The organism is Streptomyces sp. NPDC006610, assembly GCF_040611575.1.
Taxonomy (GTDB): domain Bacteria; phylum Actinomycetota; class Actinomycetes; order Streptomycetales; family Streptomycetaceae; genus Streptomyces.
On sequence record NZ_JBEXOP010000021.1, the window covers coordinates 34,585 to 51,471 of the forward strand.

The window sequence follows — 16,887 nt, forward strand, 5'->3', positions numbered from 1 at the left end:
ACGGCGCCCGGCATCGCTCTGTCGTCGCGTTGCGCGTGGCCTGCGGATACGCAAGCTCGGTCAGGAGCGGCTCGGGCGGTATGGGCTGGGTGGTCGGCCGTGGTCGGGGATGGTGTGGTCGGTGGTCGGGGCCGGCCGATGCCGCGGTCCGTGAGCGCGGCACCGGGTAGGGGGCGGTGCCGCATCGTACGGATGCGGGAGTAGCCGGGATGAGGGATGTGCCGGTGTGGCGGCCCCTGCGCGATCCCGACCAGCGCCTCCCTGGACCTACTGACCGTCCACACCCCGCAAGCCGACCGCCGCGAGCTGCGCGCGGCGTACTGCGAAACCGTCCCAGACAGAACACCAGCCTCACGACAACCGCCCTCGCGGACATGAGCGAAGTCCGGCGGGGTAGCAGGACGTACGGCTGGACGACGCAGTGGGAGTCCGATGCCGGTGCTGGCGGGCACACGGTCGGGGCGGCGGCACGCACAAGACCTGGGGAGGTCGGCGTGCCCCCGCCCCGACACACTCCCACCCCCACCCCGGTCCCCGACCACGACTCGACGGCAACCCTGACCATGCACGTCAGCACACTCCGGCCACGGCTGCCCCAACCCTGACCACGGGCCGGCAACTACCCACACCACGGCTCGACTGCCCCCCACCATGCAGGTCAGGCGCCGTCCGGACACCGGCCGATGCGCACTCGTCCAGCCCTTGGGCACCGCGCAGCCCGGCTGTGCAGCCCTTACGCATCGGGGTGCGCAGCCGCCCCCGACCATGCACTCGCCACGGCCCCGGCCATGGGTCTGCGGCCACCCTGGCCATGCAGGTCACCCCACCATGCGCAGTCCCGGGCCCAGTCGCTGGAGTGTTTTCGGACCGAGGCCGACGGCCGCGGATCCGGCGCGACCGGCCGCGCGACGGCGACAAGGGAACGGGAAGCGGCGGCGCAGACACAGGCGCCGGGTCGCTCGGGGATGCGACGACGCGGAGTTGGCCCTGCACCGGGCGGAGTCCTGTCCGGTCCTGGACCGCTCGCCGACGCCCGGGTCTGCGCCGGGTCCTCGGTCACGGACTGCGTTCCCGGCACACCCGGCTGGGCAGCGGCTTCCCTGGTCCTCGCTCGGGCCGAAGTCCGCGACGCTCCGCAGGACGCCGCACAGCGCGGCCACGATGTCCTCGGCCGGGTGCCGGCTGCTCGGCTGCGGTCCACGGCCCGCGCCCGGCTGCGGCAGCTCGATGCCCGGCCGACCGCGATGGGGGCGACCGCGCACGGCCTGGCCGAGCGGTTGCGTACGCCGCCCGCGCCGATCGACGCCCACGGCCGCGCGATCAGCTGACCGGCTCCTTGCCTGTCCCCGCTGAGCTGGTGCCTGGCGGGCAGCGTCGGCCCGGGGGCTCGTGGCGAAACCCCGCCGCCGGACACGGTCGACCGCGTCGACCATCGCCGGCTGCGGGGCGCCGGCCGTTACTGCCACGACCACGCCATACCGGTCCGGTCGCCGTGCGGCCGGAGCCGTGCCGCAACCGGCGCTGGCCGACGGGGTTGTGCGGGCCGCTTGGAGGAACGCAGGCGCGCTTGATGCCTGCCCCGCCCCAACCCGAGCCCGTCCGGTGCCCTTTCGCACACCGGCCGTACGGTTTCCGTACGGCCGGCGTACTGGGCGGGGCCGGTCAGTCCTCCGGGTGGAAGACCACCTCCGGGTGCCCGGCGGTCGGCCCGTCCAGCAACCCCCGGTCCACGCCCTTGAGGTGCAGGTCGAAGAACGCCGTCATGTACGCCCGGGTGATCTCCTGCGACCGCCTGCCCGACAAGGGCTCCTGCGGCGGCAGCAGACCGAGCTGGTCGCCCAGGACGGGCACGTCCGTGAAGGTGAAGTGGTTCGCGCCGGTGACGTCGATCCAGCGCTTCCAGCCGTCGAGCAGGGGCCAGTCGCGCGTCCAGGAGCGGTCGCCGTCGCCGGTGCCCAGCAGCAGGAAGGGACGCCCGTCCAGTCCCCGGGCCGGGACCGGCTCCATGAAGGAACCGTCCATGTTGGCCCCGGCGCGCACCCGCGGGTCGGCCGCCATGGTCGTGGCGGCGGAGGCGCCGCCTATGGAGTGGCCGGCCATGCCGATGCTTGCGGCGTCGATCATGCGGGCGTGCCGCCAGGCGGGGCGGTGGCCGGCGAGCAGCCGGTCGAGGAGGAAGGACACGTCCTGTGCCCGGCCCCGGGGCACCGCGCCGTACCCGCCGGGCGCGGTCTTCCCGCAGGCGGCGCAGCCCAGCAGGCGCCCACCGGGGAAGGCCGTGCCGACCGATTCGTAGGCATGGTCGACCGAGGCCACGACGTAGCCGTGGCTGGCCAGTTCCTCGGCGAGCAGGGTGAGGGTGGAGCGGTTGACGCTGAACCCGGGCGACAGCACCAGGAGCGGGAACGTCCCGCGGGCGGGTGCGGCGGCGGGGCGTGCGTGGGTGCGGGTGCCGCTGAGCGTGCCGGCGGTCACCAGGCCGGTCAGGTCACGGTCGTCGATGAAGGCCTGCGCTTCGGCAACGGTCATGTACGGCGCCGTCCGTCCGCCGCCGGCCCGTGCCGGGTAGTGCACCGACACCATCAGCTCGCGCGCCCGGGCCTCCGGCGCCCAGGGGTCGGGGCGGCTCTCGTCGACCAGGTGCAGGGTGTCCCGGCCCACCGCGTACGCGCCGGTGGGCGCCGGGAGTTCGGGGCGCACCTGGACGGTCCCGGCATCCGGCGGCACCGGGACGGGCGCGGATGGTGCGGCCTGGGCGACGCCCGTGCCGAGGAGGGCGAGGGACAGACCGAGCAGAGCGGCGGCTGCGCCGCGAGACAGGTGATCCATACGGGCGAGGCTAGGCAGCGGGCCCCGCCCGGGACGTCCGTCCACGGCCCGAACTCGGTCGGCCCCGGGGCGTATGCCCCTGTCCGCCCGCAGGCGGACCCGCGCACCTGCGTCCCCCTACGGGGCACGGACGGAGGCGCGGGTCCGCCGTCGAACGCCCCCGGCGTGCACCGGGGCGCTCCCGCGTGGGGGGATGACCGTCGGCGCTCCTGCGCCAACCATGGGAGCGGGCCGGGCGGGACCGGAGCCACGAGGGCGAGGGCCGTCGAGAGCGCGCGGGAGGCAGCGATGGGGCGACGTTGGCTGGTGACGGGGTGCTCCTCGGGACTGGGGCGGGCGCTGGCCGAGGCGGCGGCGCGGGAGGGGCACGAGGTGGCGGTCACCGCGCGCGACACCGCCGCCCTGGACGACCTGGCCGCCGCCTGGCCCGGACGGATCGTCCCCCTCCCGCTGGAACTGCGCGACGCCGCCCAGTGCGAGGAGGCCGTCCGCACCGCCGCCGACCGTCTGGGCGGTGTCGACGTCCTGGTGAACAACGCGGGCGCCGGCCTGTTCGGCGCGGTCGAGGAAGTCTCCGACGCCGAGCTGCGCGACCAGTTGGAGACCCTGATCGTGGGCCCCTGGCGGCTGGTCCGCCTGGTCCTGCCGCTCATGCGTGCCCAGGGACGGGGGCACATCGTCAACGTCTCCTCCCTGGCGGGCCGGATGGCGTTCCCCGGACTGGGCGCGTACGTCGCCGGGAAGTACGCCCTGGAGGGTATGAGCCAGGCGCTGGCCGCGGAGGTGGCCGGCCAGGGCGTGCGTGTCACCGTGGTGGAGCCCGGCGGCTTCGCGACCCGTTACGGGACGTCGCTCGCCGAGTCGGGCCGCCGGCTGCCCGCGTACGCCGCGGTCACCGCCGAGACCCTGGACGCCGTACGCGGCATGGCGGACAACCCCGCCATCGGACGGCCCCAGGACTACGCCGCCCGGATCCTCGGCATCGTCGCCGCCGACGCGCCCACCCCGTTGCGCATCCCGGTCGGCGACGACGCCTACACCTACCTCGAGACCGCCGAGCAGGCCGCCCGCGAGGAACTGGCCGCCGCCCGCGCCCTGACCGGGGGACCGTCATCGCTGCCGTCCGCCACGCCGTAGGGCCGCGCCGCGCATCGACTGCTGACGGCCCCGGCCTCTCCACCTCGAACGCCGACGGCCTGGAAAGGGGCGGGCGCCACCGCCCCAACGCAGCACCGCTGCCGCGGGCGCCGACCGCGAGTGCGGTCGGCGGCCGGCCCGGCCCGCGCCTGCATGCTTCCGTCAGGAGCCTTCGAGCGCGCCCGGGGCCTGTGCGCGGTGGGCGGGTCAGGACACTGCGGCGTCGATCGTGGGGTGGATCTGCAGGAGGGTGTCGACCGCGGTGATCTCGCAGAGGTTGCGCACCTGCGGCGACGGCGCGGCCACGCGCAGGTCGCCCGTCTGATGGGTGTAGACCAGCAGGTTCAGCAGCGTGGAATCCGCGAAGGTGATGCCGGAGGCGTCCAGGACCACCCTCGGGTGCCGGCCGACCGCGAGTTGCAGGGCGTCCGCGAGGGGCTGGACGGAGTGCAGGTCGAAGTCTCCGTGGGCGGCGATGACCCAGGAGCCGCGCCAGGGGTACTGCGTGACCGTCGGGCTTTTCGCGACATGGTCGCGGTCTGCCTCTTCCGGCACCGGGGCCAGCTGCGTGTGGGCGCTGGTTGTCGGCCTCGGCATGACGACACTGGCCTCGCCCCTGGACATGTTCAGGCCCCTTCTGCCGCTCTCGACTGGAAGCAGGTCAACGATTGCCTGAAAACTATGTCATGTAACTGGTTTCACGCAACACCCGGCTCTAGAATCCGGCACATGGTCGAAGTGCCCGAAGCCCACACCGGATGGACGTTCATCACCAGCCACGCGCGCGTCCTGGCGGCAATCGCCGACAACCCGAACATCCGCATCCGCGACATCGCCGCGCACTGCCGGCTCACCGAACGAGCCGTGGCACGCATCATCACCGACCTCGAACGCGACGGATACCTCTCCCACACCCGCCACGGACGCACCAACACCTACCGCATCGAGCCGGACAAGGTTCTGCGCCACCCCGCCGAGGCCGGACTGCCCGTGGCCTCCCTGCTCTCCCTGCTCGTCCAGGACGAGACCGACCGCACCCACAAGCCCGTCGCCCCGTGACAGCGCCCCGTCCCGCAGGCTCTGCGGCGCCCGGTGTGCAGTGGGCCCACGAGTCGCTCGCCGTCATGCCGCCGGCAACCGGTGTCCGGTGGCGGTGATGGGTACTGCCGGACTCTGCTCACGGCAGGCTTCCCGGTCGTCCGGGACGCGGCCCGAAGGCAACCGGTGCCCGAGAAGGTGCTGTCGCCCGAGTCGCTGACGCGCCGCGGTGCGCTCGTCCCGCCTTCGGCGTCCGGACGAAGGCGGGCGCGGTCCGTCTGCCGGTCAGGGCTGATCGGCTGTCGCGAACTGTGCCAGTCGGTCCCGCCACGGCGGATTGGGGCCGGCGACCGAGCAGGTCAGGGCCGACACCCGGGCGGCGAACCGGCAGGCCTCCTCGACGTCGTCGAGGCGGAGGTCGGTGAGCCGGCCGCCGAGGAGTCCGCGGGCGTTGAGGTGGTGCAGCAGGCCGGCGGTGAAGGAGTCTCCCGCCCCGACCGTGTCGACGACCCGTGTCGCCACCGCGGGCACCTCCACCCGTTCGCCGTCGAGGGATGCCAGGGCGCCGTCGGCGCCGCGCGTGATCACGACCAGTCGTGCCCCGGCCGTGTGCCACGTGTCGCAGGCCTGCTCCGGCAGGGCGCCCGGCAGGAGGAGGCGCAGGTCGTCCTCGCTCAGCCGCAGCACGTCCGCGAGGCGGCACCAGTGCGCCAGCCGGGCCCGGTAGACCTCCGTGCGCACCAGCAGCGGGCGGACGTTGGGGTCGATGCTGACGGTCACCCGGGCCGAGGCCCGTGCCAGGAGGTCTTCCACCGCCGCTGCTCCGGGCTGCCGGACCAGGGCGAGCGACCCGGTGTGCAGACATGAGGTCCCGGACAGGTCGGCTCCCGCCAGCTCTGCGGGAGTCCACTGCCAGTCGGCCGTGTTCTGGGCGTGGAAGGAGTAGGCGGCCTGTCCGTGGGGGTCCAGTTCGGCAACGGCCAGTGTGCTGGGCTCGGTGGCCGTGACGGCGTACGAGAGGTCGACGCCGGACTCCTGCAGACGGGTGCGGAACAGGCGGCCGAAGACGTCGTCGGACAGGCGTGCGAGAAGGCGGGCCGTGGTGCCGAGGCGGGCCAGGGCGACCGCCGTGTTCGCGGGTCCGCCGCCGGGCAGTACCCGAAGGGCCAGCTCGTTCGAGGCGCTTGCCGGCTCGGTGAAGGCATCGGCGATGCACTCTCCGAGAACGGTGATCGGACGCGGGCTCATGGGCTGCTCTTCTTTCGGGGGCGGTGTGGGCGGATGGGCGGGGTGCGCCCGGTCGGCCGGCCTGCTTCGGCCGATGGGCGCGGGCGTTGCCGATCGGTGACGGGCAGGAGGGGTTGCGTGCGTCAGCGTGGCTCGGGTGAGCGTCCTGCCGGCGCGGGCCGACGGCTGTCCTGGGAGCGCCGTCGGGCAGTCGGGTCCTTGGACGGCGCGGAGTCGAGGTGCATGCGGACGCGGACCCGCCAGCCCTGTGGCGCCTGGTCGATCCGCAGGTCCTGGGTGAGCGCGGCGACGATCGACAGGCCGCGGCCGTGCTCGTCGGGATCGCGGGTCGCGGTGGCCGCATGGGGCTGTCCGTGATCGGTGACCGAGATGTCCAGCACCGGACCGGCGCGGGTGACCGCGAGGGTCATCACCTCGCGTCCGTGCAGCACGGCGTTGGTCAGCAGCTCGCTGATCACCAGCTCCGCAGCGGCCCGGTCGTCCGCGCTCATCGCCCAGGCGGTGAACAGAACGCACGCGCGTTTCCTGAGGAGGCCGACGGATTCGGCCTTCGTCGGTGCTGTCACGCGGGCACCGCGGGGGCGGGCGGCCGAGGGCTGGAGTCGGCGGGACGCTGTGCGGGAGGTGCTCATGAGGTGCATGGTGCTTCCCGGAGGTCGGGGGGCATGTCCACTCGTGGAGCCGGGCCGCGCGGCTCGGCGAGTGGTCTCCCGCCGTCGGCCGCTGCAGTCGCGGCCCCCGGCTCCGCGGCGGGCGCGGCGCCGGGTGGCCGGCGACGGGTCTCGATCACGGGTCAGGGCGCTTCGACGAGCGCGGGCCGGGTGCTCCCTTCTGCCTCGTGCCGCAGGGTGTCCGGACGCAGGTTCCAGGCGGCGACGGTGTAGCCGAGGACGCTCTCTTCCTCAGCGCGGGCTTCGATCCGCCAGGGGTTCGCGCCCGTGGGGTAGAACCGCAGGGTCAGCGTCCGGCCCGAGGGGAGGTACAGCTCGGCCACGGAGCGGTCCACCACGAGGCGCAGTTCGATCGCGGCCCCGCAGTCCGCGCCCGCCTCGAAGCAGGGGATGCGGTACGTCCCGCCGTGTGCACGGGGGTCGAGTGAGGCGTGGTCACGGTCCACGACGAGTTCGGCGGTGGCCGGGTCGAACCGGATGTCGAGGTACTCGCCGCCGTCGGGAGAGGTCACCAGGCGCAGGCCGCCGGCCGTCGCGGGGCTGCTTCGTTCCAGACGGGCGGTCAGGTCGAAACTCGCGCCCACCGTGCCCAGTACGGCGGTTTGGGAGGTCTCCCCGCAGGCGGTGAGCGCGCGTTCGGCGCGCAGCGACAGAAGTTCCGCGGCCGGCTGCTGCCGTACGGAGCCGTCTTCGGCGAGGGTGACCTCGCGCGGCAGGGTCAGCAGTCCGGCCCAGCCCGCGTCCTTGGCCCACTGCTGGTCGCGGGCCTCCCACGACCAGCCCCACAGCAGCCACCGGCCGTCGGGAGCGGGCAGCAGCGCCGGGGCGTAGAAGTCGGGGCCGTGGTCGAACAGGGCGGGGGCCGCGGCGTGGAAGCGGCCCTCGTGCTCGCGCCCCGGGTAGACGACCGTGCGGCGGGGCCCGAGCTGCGGGTCCCAGGCGCTGAGGATGAGGGCGCCGCGTCCGTCGGGGGTGTGCAGGTACTGGGGGCATTCCCAGCCGAGTCCGGTGTCCTTGCCCGGCGCCAGAGGCTGGGGGGCCCGGTCGAGGAACGGGCCCTGGTACTGCCAGTGTTCGAGGTCGGGGGACTCGTACAGCAGGGCCGCCGCCCGGCCGTCGGCCAGGGCGGAGCCGACCAGCATCCGCCATCTGCCGCCCTGGCGCCAGACGTAGGGGTCGCGGTACATGGTGGCGTCGCGGGGGAGGTCGGGTATCAGCAGGCTGCCGCGCGGTGTCCAGGTGCGGCCGCTGTCGCGTGACTCGGCGGTGGTGACCGGCTGGGCCCAGTTGTCGGTGCGGTGGGCGGAGTAGAAGGCGATCATGCGGTCGCCGTCGGAGACGGCGTTGCCGGAGAAGCAGCCGTCGGCGTCGTCCCCGCCCGGGGTGGGGGTCAGGGCGACGGGGAGTTCCTCCCAGGTCAGCAGGTCGGCGCTGCGGAAGTGGCCCCAGTGCATGTTCGCGTGCTCCGGCCCGTACGGGTTGTACTGGAAGAACACGTGGTAGTGGCCGTCGTGGTGGGCCAGCCCGTTGGGATCGTTGACCCAGTTGCGGGGCGGGCGCAGGTGCGCGACGGGCAGATGGGGGTCTGCGGGCATGACGGACACGCGAGGTCCTTTCACGGGGTGTCGAGGGAGCGTTGTCAGCCCTTGACGCCGGTGGAGGCGATGCTGTTGACGAAGGAGCGCTGGAAGGCCACGAACAGGGCCAGGATCGGCACCGTGATCATGGAGGAGTAGGCCATGATCTGGCCCCAGCCCACGTTGAGCTGGAAGAAGTAGGAGATGCCCACCATCACCGGCCGCAGTTCCTCGCTCTGCACGACCATGAGCGGCCACAGGTAGGAGTTCCAGGCGGGCAGGAAGGTGAGGATGGCGACGGTGGCGACGGCGGGTCCGGACAGCGGCATGATGATGCGCCGGTAGATCTTGAACCAGCCGGCGCCGTCCATGACGGCGGCCTCGTCGATCTCCTTGGGGATGCTCTGGAAGTACTGGTGGAAGAAGAAGATGGAGAAGGCGTTGGCCACGAACGGCAGGATCTGGACCTGGTAGGTGTCCATCCAGCCGGTGGTCCACTCCAGGTGGAAGCCGTTGACGCGGAGCAGCGGAAGCTGGTTGACCCACCACACCAGCGGCAGGGCGAAGGTTTCGAAGGGCACGATCAGGGTGGCGATGACCACCGTCATGACGACCTTGCGGCCCGGCCAGACCATGCGTGACAGCGCGAAGGCGGCCATGCTGTTGATGACGACGCCCAGGATCACGGTGACCGACGAGATGATCACCGAGTTCAGCAGGAACTGCGCCGCGGGGACGCGTTCGAAGACGCCCGTGTAGTTGTCCGGGGACAGGGCGCCGACCGGGAGGAAGGCGCGCGGGGAGCCGAGGTCGGCGAAGATCTGGTCGTCCGTCTTGAACGACGAGACCAGCATGAACACGAGCGGGAGCGCGAAGACCAGGGCCAGGACGATCCGGCCGGCGTGTCCGCCGAGGTGCTTGAGGAAGGAGGTCATGTCAGCCCTTCTCCCGGGTCAGGAAACGCTGGACGAGGGACACGCTCAGGACGAGCACGAAGAAGACCAGGGAGATGGCGGCGGCGTACGCGGTCTGCTGCTGGTCGTAGCCGGCGTGGACCGCCTGGTAGACGACCGTGGTGGTCGAGTCGAGCGGGCCGCCCTGGGTCATCACCCTGATCTGGGTGAAGAGGCTGAACGCGGCGATGGTGATGGTGACCAGCACGAAGGTGCGGGTGGCGCGCAGTCCGGGCCAGGTGACGTGGCGGAAGCGGTGCCAGCGGGTGGCGCCGTCCAGGTCGGCGGCCTCGTACAGCTCGGCGGGGATGGTCTGCAGGCCGGCCAGCCAGATGACCATGTGGAAGCCGACGCCCTGCCACACCGACATCAGGATGACGGCGGGCATGGCGGTGGCCGGGTCGCCCAGCCAGTCCGGGCCGTCGACGTGTCCGAGGGTGAGCGCGGAGACGACCCGGTTGACGAGGCCGTCCTGGCGGTAGAGGAACGTCCACAGCAGGGACACGACGACCATCGAGGTGACGACGGGCAGGAAGTAGACGGTGCGGAAGAAGTTGACGCCGCGGACCTTCGCGTTGACCAGCAGTGCGAGCGCCAGGGCGAGGCCGGCCTGCAGCGGGACGACGACGGCAGCGAAGTAGGCCGTGTTGCGCAGGGACTTGTAGAAGACCGGGTCGTCGAACAGGAGGGTGAAGTTGCGCAGGCCCACGAAGCGGGCCGGGGTGGGCGAGACGAGCCTGGCGTCGGTGAAGGCCAGGGCGAAGGCGAGAACGACCGGTACGACGAGGAAGACGATCAGCAGCACGACGGCCGGTGCGGCCATGCCGAGGGCGGTGAGGCTCTCGCGGCGGCGGGTGCGTGTCGGTCGTGTTCTGTCTACCGGACGCAGCCGGCCGGGGGCTGCGGTCTTGGTGGTCACGGGAGCTCCAGGAGGTCCGGCCCGGTTCGGGCAGTGCGGGGTGAGGCGTGGTCATGGCCCGAACCGGACCGGGGCGGGTCAGCCGGCGTAGTAGTTGTTCGTCTTGAGGTTGGTGTCGATGTCCTTCGCGGCCCGGCCGAGCGCGTCCTTGGGGTCGGCGCCGGACAGGATGTCCTTGGCCGCCTTCTCGAACTCGGTGGAGATGTACGGGTAGGCCGGGGTGACCGGGCGCACCACGGCGAACTCGCGGGCGAACGTGACGAGGTCGTTGAACTTCCCGCCGGGCTCGTAGCCGTCGATCTGCTGGGCCGCGGCCTCGGTGGCGGGCAGGGTGCCGGTGGCCTTGGCGTAATCGACGAAGTACTTGGTCTGGCGGGAGAACTTCAGCCACGCCTGGGCGCCCTCCTTGTTGGAGCACGAGGAGCTCATCGCCCACTGCCAGGAGGCGCCGCCGATCCTGGGGCCGTTGCCGAAGTCGACCGGCGGGATGATCGCCAGGTCGTCGCCGAGCTTCTCGGCGTTCTTGGCCGCGTTCCAGCTGCCGTCCCACTGGATGGCGCTCTTGCCGGCGAGGAAGTCCTTGTTGGGGTCGGCGCCGGACTTCTTGGCGATGTAGCCCTTGGTCACCAGGGAGCGGAACCAGGTGGCCCACTCCACCGACTTCGCGCTGTCGAGGGTGCCCGAGGCGGCTTCGTAGCCGTCGCGGTCCATCAGGTCGCCGCCGAAGCTCTGCAGCTGCGGCGAGTAGGCGTACGACCACCACTCGCCGCTGCCGCCGGTGCCCATCTCCAGCGGGTAGTCGAACTTCCCGCTCTCCTTCAGCCTGGCCAGGGCCGCGTCGAACTCGGCCTTGGTCCAGGGCTTGTCGATGGTGGGGACGCGGATGCCGTGTTCCTTCAGCACCGACTTGCGGGCGAAGTGGGTCAGGGCGACGTCGTAGAAGCCGAACGCGTAGACCTTGTCCTGGTAGCGGCCGACCGTGCTGGGCAGCTGGTCGGCGAGGGGGACCTCGCTGCCGGCGACGTCGATGGGGGCGAGGTAGCCGCCCCAGGCCCAGTTCGCCACGTTGGGGCCGTCCACGTCCAGCAGGCAGGGCAGCTTGCGGGCCGAGGCCGCGGCCACGACGGAGCTGTTGTAGTCGTTCTGCGGGAACGCCTGGAGCTTGACCTCGTAGGTGTCCTGGGAGCCGTTGAAATCGCTGATGATCTTCTTGACGACGTCCAGCTCGGCCGAGTTGCCGGCGTTGTGCGTCCACAGGGTCAGCGTGTCGCCGCTGGCTCCGGACGTGCTGCCGCCGTCGCCGGAGGCGCATCCGGCGACCAGTGCGGTCGCCGCCGCGACGGCTACACTCGCACTGGCGAGGCGCCTTGTTTTCCACTCCACGGGGTTCCTCCATCTCACTGAGGCGGGTCTTGCCGGACCCGCCGGTGCGACCGGTTGCCTCGGTCGCCGTCTTTCGGTGACCGTCCCGCCGCCCGGGGATTTCCCTTCCGGGCGGCGGGACGGCCGCTGTGTGGGGCCTGCGTCACTCCGCGGCGGGGGCGGCGATGGAATCTCGCTCCTGCAACGGCATGGCCACCCGGTGGACGGCCGCTTCGAGCGGCCCCTGACGCAGGATCAGTTCGACGGCCAGGCGGCCGAGCCGGGCGTGCGGCAGCTTCACGGTGGTGAGCGCCGGGCGCAGGACGGCCGCGATGTCCTGGTCGTCGAAGGACACCACCGACACGTCACCGGGCACGGACAGCCCTGCTTCGCCGAGCGCCTGGTAGGCCCCCATGGACAAGCGGTCGGTCAGGCACACCAGCGCCCGCGGACGGTGGCCCGCCGCGAGGAGCGCGGAGACCTCCCGGTAGCCGTCCTGGGTGTTCCAGTCGCACTCGACGACGCCGTCCAGACGGGCCCCGCCCGCCCGCAGGACCTCTTCGAGGCCGCGCATGCGTTCGTTGCCGGCGATGTTCCCCTCGGGGGTGGCGGGCACGGCCAGGTGGCCGCCGATCGCCCAGATGCCCTTGGTGTGGCCGGCGGCCAGCAGGGCCTGGGCCGCGTCACGGCCGGCCTGCAGCTCGTCGGGGACCACGGAGGGCGCGTCGAAGCCGGGGGCCAGGCAGTTCAGCAGCACCACCCGCTGCCCGTAGAGCTCCTTGGGCGGGGTGATGTAGCGGGTGAACATGGCCGCGTAGATCACGGCGTCGACCTGGCGGTCGAGGAGCGCGTGGACCAGTGACGCCTCGGCGGCGCGGTCACCGCCGGCCTCCGTGATGAACAGCAGGTGGTCGCGTTCGCGGGCGGCCTCGAGGGCGCCGCGGATCACGTCGCCCGCGAACGGGGTGGTGGTGATCATGTCGGAGACGAACCCGATGGTCTGCGTCGACTTGGTGCGCAGGCTGCGTGCCGTGACGTTGGGGCGGTAGCCCAGTTCCTTCGCCGCCGCCAGGACGCGTGCGCGGGAGGCGTCGGAGATGCGCATGTCGGTGCGGCCGGACAGGGCGAACGACGCGGTGGTCGGCGAGACGCCTGCCATGCGGGCGACGTCGGCCATCGTGACGCGGCGTTCCGACATCAGCAGCTCCCACTCCATCGTTAAATCGGATTAGCAAGGGTGTGACGAGATTGAATCGCCGGTGGCCCGATGTCAACACCCCGGGACATCTCGAACCGACAACGGCCGCGCTTCGTCCCATTTTGTTCGACTTGTTCGATTCCTGGATGACGCCGAGGTAAATCGCCGTGCGTTAGCCCTTGCGTTAGCCCATGGGTCGCGCCAACGATTCCGAGCCACGCAGTTAAACCGATTTGGCATGGCGAAGCCCTGCCGCACCGCCTCAGGAGTCAGCCATGAGGAGAAGAACGGCCCTCAGTGTCGTGTCCGCCGCCGTCGGGGGCGGACTCGTCCCGTTCTCGTTCGCTTCCGCACCCGCCGCCGCACGCGGCCGGGCCCTGCCCTCGCCTCCCAGCGCCCGCTGGGACTTCGACGAGCGGACGGGCGCAGTCACCCTCGAGGCGGTCTCCGGCACGGCCGACCCCGTCGGATACGTCTTCAACGACGCCCGCTACAAGCCCGACAGCGACCCCCTGCGCCGCCGCGGGGTGCGCGGCCGGGCCCTGTACTTCGACGGCTACTCGACCGTCGTCACCGCCGACGGCCCGGGCAGCCTCGACCCCGCCGGCGGGATCACCCTGGACGTGTGGATCGCGCCCTACGCCTACGAGCACGGCATCGACGGCAAGCCGCAGGCGCTGGTCGACCAGCACAACCCCGACGCCGGCACCGGGTTCCTGCTGGGCCTGCGCCGCTTCGGACAGATCGTCTTCCAGCTCGGCTTCGGCGACGGCCTGGTCGAGGTCAAGGGCGCCCCGGACGAGCCGGCGCCCAAGAACAGGTGGACGCACGTGACGGCGACCTACGACCCCGCCGCCCGGCAGCTGCGCCTGTACCGCGACGGCCGCCCGATCGGCGCCGCCGCCACCCCCGACAAGGCCCCGGTGCTCGCGCCGGACGAGGCCCTGCTCATCGGCAGGCACAACCGCCCCACGCTGCTCAACGGCGAGTTCCACGCCAACATGTACATGGGCCTGATGGACAGCCTCGTCATCCGTCCGGGCGCCCTGGACGACACGGCGGCGCACCGGGAGCACGCCGAGCAGGTCGCCGCCCTTCCCGGCCGGCGGGTGCCGCGGCCGGACCTCACCCCGCAGCGGTCGCGTTTCGACGGAGACCGGCACCGGCCCCAGTTCCACATGATGCCGCCGTGGCACTGGATGAACGAGCCGCACGCGCCCGTGTACTTCAAGGGCAAATACCACATCTTCTACCAGCACAACCCGCTCGGCCCCTACTGGGGGCAGATCCACTGGGGGCACGCGGTCAGCACCGACATGGTGCACTGGCGGGACCTCCCCGTCGCCCTCGCGCCCGCCGCCGGGTCGGTCGGGCCGGACGGCTGCTGGTCGGGGTCGGCCTTCGTCGACGGCGACCGGGGGCCGGTCCTCTTCTTCACCGGCGGCGACGACCGGCTGCCCCACCGCCAGCGGACCGGGCTCGCCGTGTCGACGTACCCGGCCGACCGGGACACGGACCTGCCCACCTGGACCATGAAGTCCGAGCCGGTCACCGAGGCCCCGGCGGGTCTGCCGGCCGGCCCCGGCGCCGCATGGGCGGAGAACTTCCGCGACCCGTTCGTCTGGGAGGAGGACGGGGTCTGGTACCAGCTGGTCGGCAGCGGCATCGTCGACTACGACGGCACGCGGGTGGCCCGCAAGCACGGGGGCACCGCCCTCGTGTACACCGCCCGCCGGCCCGAGGGCCCGTGGACGTACCGCGGCCCCCTGCACTTCAACGACCTCGCCACCCGGCCGGAGCCCGGCGAGGTGTGGGAGCTGCCCGTCCTGCTGCCGCTGCCCGGCCCCGGCGGCAGGCGCACCGGCAAGCACATCCTGCTGATCTGTCCCTGGTGGGAGGGGTTCAACCCGAACGCCGTCAAGCACACCTACTACTGGATCGGCACGTTCGACAAGCGTGCGTGCCGTTTCCTGCCCGACCACGACGAGCCCCGTGAGTTCGACTTCGGCGAGCACTTCACCGGCCCGTCCGGCTTCATCACCCCCGACGGCCGGTCCGTGGTCTTCAGCATCACCCAGGACCGGCGCAGCGAACAGCAGCACGCCCAGTCCGGCTGGGCGCACAACGCCGGGATGCCCGTCAGCGTCTCGCTGCGCGGCGACGGCCGCCTCGGCGTCGAGCCGATCGCCGAGGCCGCCGGGCTGCGGGGCGAGCGGCTCGCCAGGATCCGCCGGACCTCCCTGAAGGAGGCGGACCGCCGCCTCGCCGGCGTCGGCGGCGACCTGCTGGACGTCAGCGCCGTCATCGAGCCGCGCGGCGCCCGCACGATCACCCTCGCCGTCAGGGCGTGCGCCGACGGCGCCGAGGAGACGCTGCTGTCGTACGACACGGCCGAGCGCCGCTTCTTCATCGACCGCGGCCGCTCCAGCCTCGACCCCGATGTGCGCAAGGGCGTGCACGGGGGCGCCGTGGAACTGGACGAAGGGCGGCTGCGGCTGCGGGTCCTGCTCGACCGCTCGATGCTGGAGGCCTACGTCAACGGGACCAACAGCATCACCAGCCGCGTCTACCCCACCCGCAAGGACGCCACCGGACTGCGCCTGACCGCCGAGGGCGGCGCCGCCCACGTCGTGGAGCTGGACGTCTGGCGGATGAACGGCGCCTACGACGCCCCCGTCGCCCCGGCCGTCTACGATCCGCCCCGCCCGGCGGACGTCGACGCCCTGCCCAACCACGACTTCGCCACCGGGGACCTCACCGGGTGGACCGTCGTCTCGGGCACGACCTTCAGCGACGCCAACGTCACCACCCGCACCGACTGGGGCTGGGGCGGCCCCTTCCACCAGGCCGACACCGGGGACGACCGGGGCGGCCACCACCTGTGGGGCTTCAACCCGGACGCGGGCGGCGACGACGCCACCGGGGTGCTGCGCTCGGCCACCGTCGTCCTCGGCGGCGACGGCGTCGTCGACCTGCTCGTCTCCGGCGGCAACGACCCCGACCGGCTCTACGCGGCCGTCGTCCGCGCCGACGACGGGAAGATCCTGGCCAAGGCGACCGGCCGCGGCGGCGAGCAGTACCGCCGCGTCGTGTTCGACCTCGCCGGCCACATCGGCGAGCGGATCTACGTCGAGGTCGTCGACCGGGCCACCGGCGGCTGGGGCCACATCAACGTGGACGACGTCAACGTTCCCGTCCGCCGGTCCTGACACCCGCTCTGCCAGGGCGCCCGTCCCGGCAGCGGCAGTGCCGTGCTCGCGCCCTGCGTCCGGCGTCCGTTCGCGGGGCCCGCGGGCACTCGCCCCGCGCGCACCGCACAGCGGCCGTCCCGCGCCCCGCCGCTGCCCGACACCCCTGGGTGCGTACGGCGTCCGGCCGGCGGCCGGACGCCGGCCTGCGCCTTCGCCGCTCACGTCGCCGCCCCGCACCGCACCGTCCCGGCGCGAACCCGCCGGGCCCGCGCAGGGGCAGTCACGCGGGGGGCGGGGCCGGACGCACCTCTCCCCCGACCTCGGCCGCCGGGCACGGCGGCCGTCCTCCCCTGTCCCGCACCACCCCGCACCAGGAGGTACCCGTATGCGCACACGCTCACCTGTGAGAGCCACGACCAGGCCCTCACCCACCCTCGTCGGGCTGCTCCTCGCGTTCGCGATGTGTCTCGGCCTGGCCTCGCCCCTGATGGCGTCGCCCGCCGGTGCGAGCGGGACCGCTCTGTCGAACCCCGGTTTCGAGAGCGGCAACCTCAGCGGCTGGACGACGACCGGGACGGCGTTCACCGGCGCGGTCACCGACAAGCCCGGCTGGGGCTGGGGCTGCTGCTTCAACCACCAGGGCACCTACCACCTGTGGGGCTTCGCCGCCGGCGGCGACGCGGCCACCGGCACCGCGACCTCCGAGCCGTTCACCCTGACCGGCACCGGCATGGTCAGCGCCCTCGTCTCCGGCGGACGCAACG

13 protein-coding genes and 1 pseudogene are annotated in these 16,887 nt (G+C 72.6%); 5 read left to right on the forward strand and 9 right to left on the reverse strand.

Annotation, left to right across the window (positions count from 1 at the left end; translation table 11 throughout):
- The first annotated feature begins 1,175 nt into the window (after window positions 1-1,175).
- The gene (locus ABZY13_RS18530) at window positions 1,176-1,328 is read left to right on the forward strand and encodes a hypothetical protein (protein WP_356631913.1); all 153 of its coding nucleotides are present in this window, start codon (window positions 1,176-1,178) and stop codon (window positions 1,326-1,328) included.
- A gap of 334 nt (window positions 1,329-1,662) precedes the next feature.
- Here the strand turns inward: ABZY13_RS18530 and ABZY13_RS18535 are convergent, their stop codons facing one another.
- Window positions 1,663-2,829: an alpha/beta hydrolase gene (locus ABZY13_RS18535; RefSeq protein ID WP_356631915.1), complete on the reverse strand. Its 1,167-nt coding sequence runs from the start codon at window positions 2,827-2,829 to the stop codon at window positions 1,663-1,665.
- Window positions 2,830-3,117: 288 nt separating this feature from the next.
- On the opposite strand from ABZY13_RS18535, the gene ABZY13_RS18540 reads away from it, so the two are divergent.
- On the forward strand, window positions 3,118-3,966 hold the full coding sequence (locus ABZY13_RS18540) for an SDR family NAD(P)-dependent oxidoreductase (protein WP_356631918.1): 849 nt from the start codon (window positions 3,118-3,120) through the stop codon (window positions 3,964-3,966).
- 207 nt (window positions 3,967-4,173) lie between these two features.
- On the opposite strand, the gene ABZY13_RS18545 is transcribed toward ABZY13_RS18540, so the two are convergent.
- On the reverse strand, window positions 4,174-4,590 hold the full coding sequence (locus ABZY13_RS18545) for an STAS domain-containing protein (RefSeq protein WP_356631920.1): 417 nt from the start codon (window positions 4,588-4,590) through the stop codon (window positions 4,174-4,176).
- A 105-nt stretch (window positions 4,591-4,695) separates the two neighbouring features.
- Between ABZY13_RS18545 and ABZY13_RS18550 the strand changes: the two genes are divergently transcribed.
- The gene (locus ABZY13_RS18550; RefSeq protein WP_356631922.1) at window positions 4,696-5,025 is read left to right on the forward strand and encodes a helix-turn-helix domain-containing protein; all 330 of its coding nucleotides are present in this window, start codon (window positions 4,696-4,698) and stop codon (window positions 5,023-5,025) included.
- Window positions 5,026-5,289: 264 nt separating this feature from the next.
- On the opposite strand, the gene ABZY13_RS18555 is transcribed toward ABZY13_RS18550, so the two are convergent.
- The 7 genes from ABZY13_RS18555 to ABZY13_RS18585 form a co-directional block, all read right to left on the reverse strand.
- The gene (locus tag ABZY13_RS18555) at window positions 5,290-6,252 is read right to left on the reverse strand and encodes a carbohydrate kinase (protein ID WP_356631924.1); all 963 of its coding nucleotides are present in this window, start codon (window positions 6,250-6,252) and stop codon (window positions 5,290-5,292) included.
- A 122-nt stretch (window positions 6,253-6,374) separates the two neighbouring features.
- Window positions 6,375-6,818, reverse strand: coding sequence for an ATP-binding protein (locus ABZY13_RS18560; protein ID WP_356631926.1), 444 nt, complete (start codon window positions 6,816-6,818; stop codon window positions 6,375-6,377).
- 227 nt (window positions 6,819-7,045) lie between these two features.
- Window positions 7,046-8,518: a glycoside hydrolase family 32 protein gene (locus ABZY13_RS18565; protein ID WP_356631928.1), complete on the reverse strand. Its 1,473-nt coding sequence runs from the start codon at window positions 8,516-8,518 to the stop codon at window positions 7,046-7,048.
- Window positions 8,519-8,562: 44 nt separating this feature from the next.
- Window positions 8,563-9,435, reverse strand: coding sequence for a carbohydrate ABC transporter permease (locus ABZY13_RS18570; RefSeq protein WP_356631930.1), 873 nt, complete (start codon window positions 9,433-9,435; stop codon window positions 8,563-8,565).
- A 1-nt stretch (window position 9,436) separates the two neighbouring features.
- Window positions 9,437-10,372 (reverse strand): sugar ABC transporter permease, encoded by a 936-nt coding sequence (locus ABZY13_RS18575; RefSeq protein ID WP_356631932.1) that lies wholly within the window; start codon window positions 10,370-10,372, stop codon window positions 9,437-9,439.
- A gap of 78 nt (window positions 10,373-10,450) precedes the next feature.
- Entirely contained in the window at window positions 10,451-11,755 is a 1,305-nt protein-coding gene (locus ABZY13_RS18580) for an extracellular solute-binding protein (protein ID WP_356631934.1), read from the reverse strand.
- A gap of 142 nt (window positions 11,756-11,897) precedes the next feature.
- A complete protein-coding gene (locus tag ABZY13_RS18585) occupies window positions 11,898-12,950 on the reverse strand; it encodes a LacI family DNA-binding transcriptional regulator (RefSeq protein ID WP_356631936.1) in 1,053 nt (350 codons plus the stop codon).
- A 257-nt stretch (window positions 12,951-13,207) separates the two neighbouring features.
- Between ABZY13_RS18585 and ABZY13_RS18590 the strand changes: the two genes are divergently transcribed.
- A complete protein-coding gene (locus ABZY13_RS18590; RefSeq protein WP_356631938.1) occupies window positions 13,208-16,141 on the forward strand; it encodes a GH32 C-terminal domain-containing protein in 2,934 nt (977 codons plus the stop codon).
- Between the two features lie 385 nt (window positions 16,142-16,526).
- A pseudogene (locus tag ABZY13_RS18595) lies at window positions 16,527-16,887 on the forward strand (hypothetical protein); the annotation flags it as partial.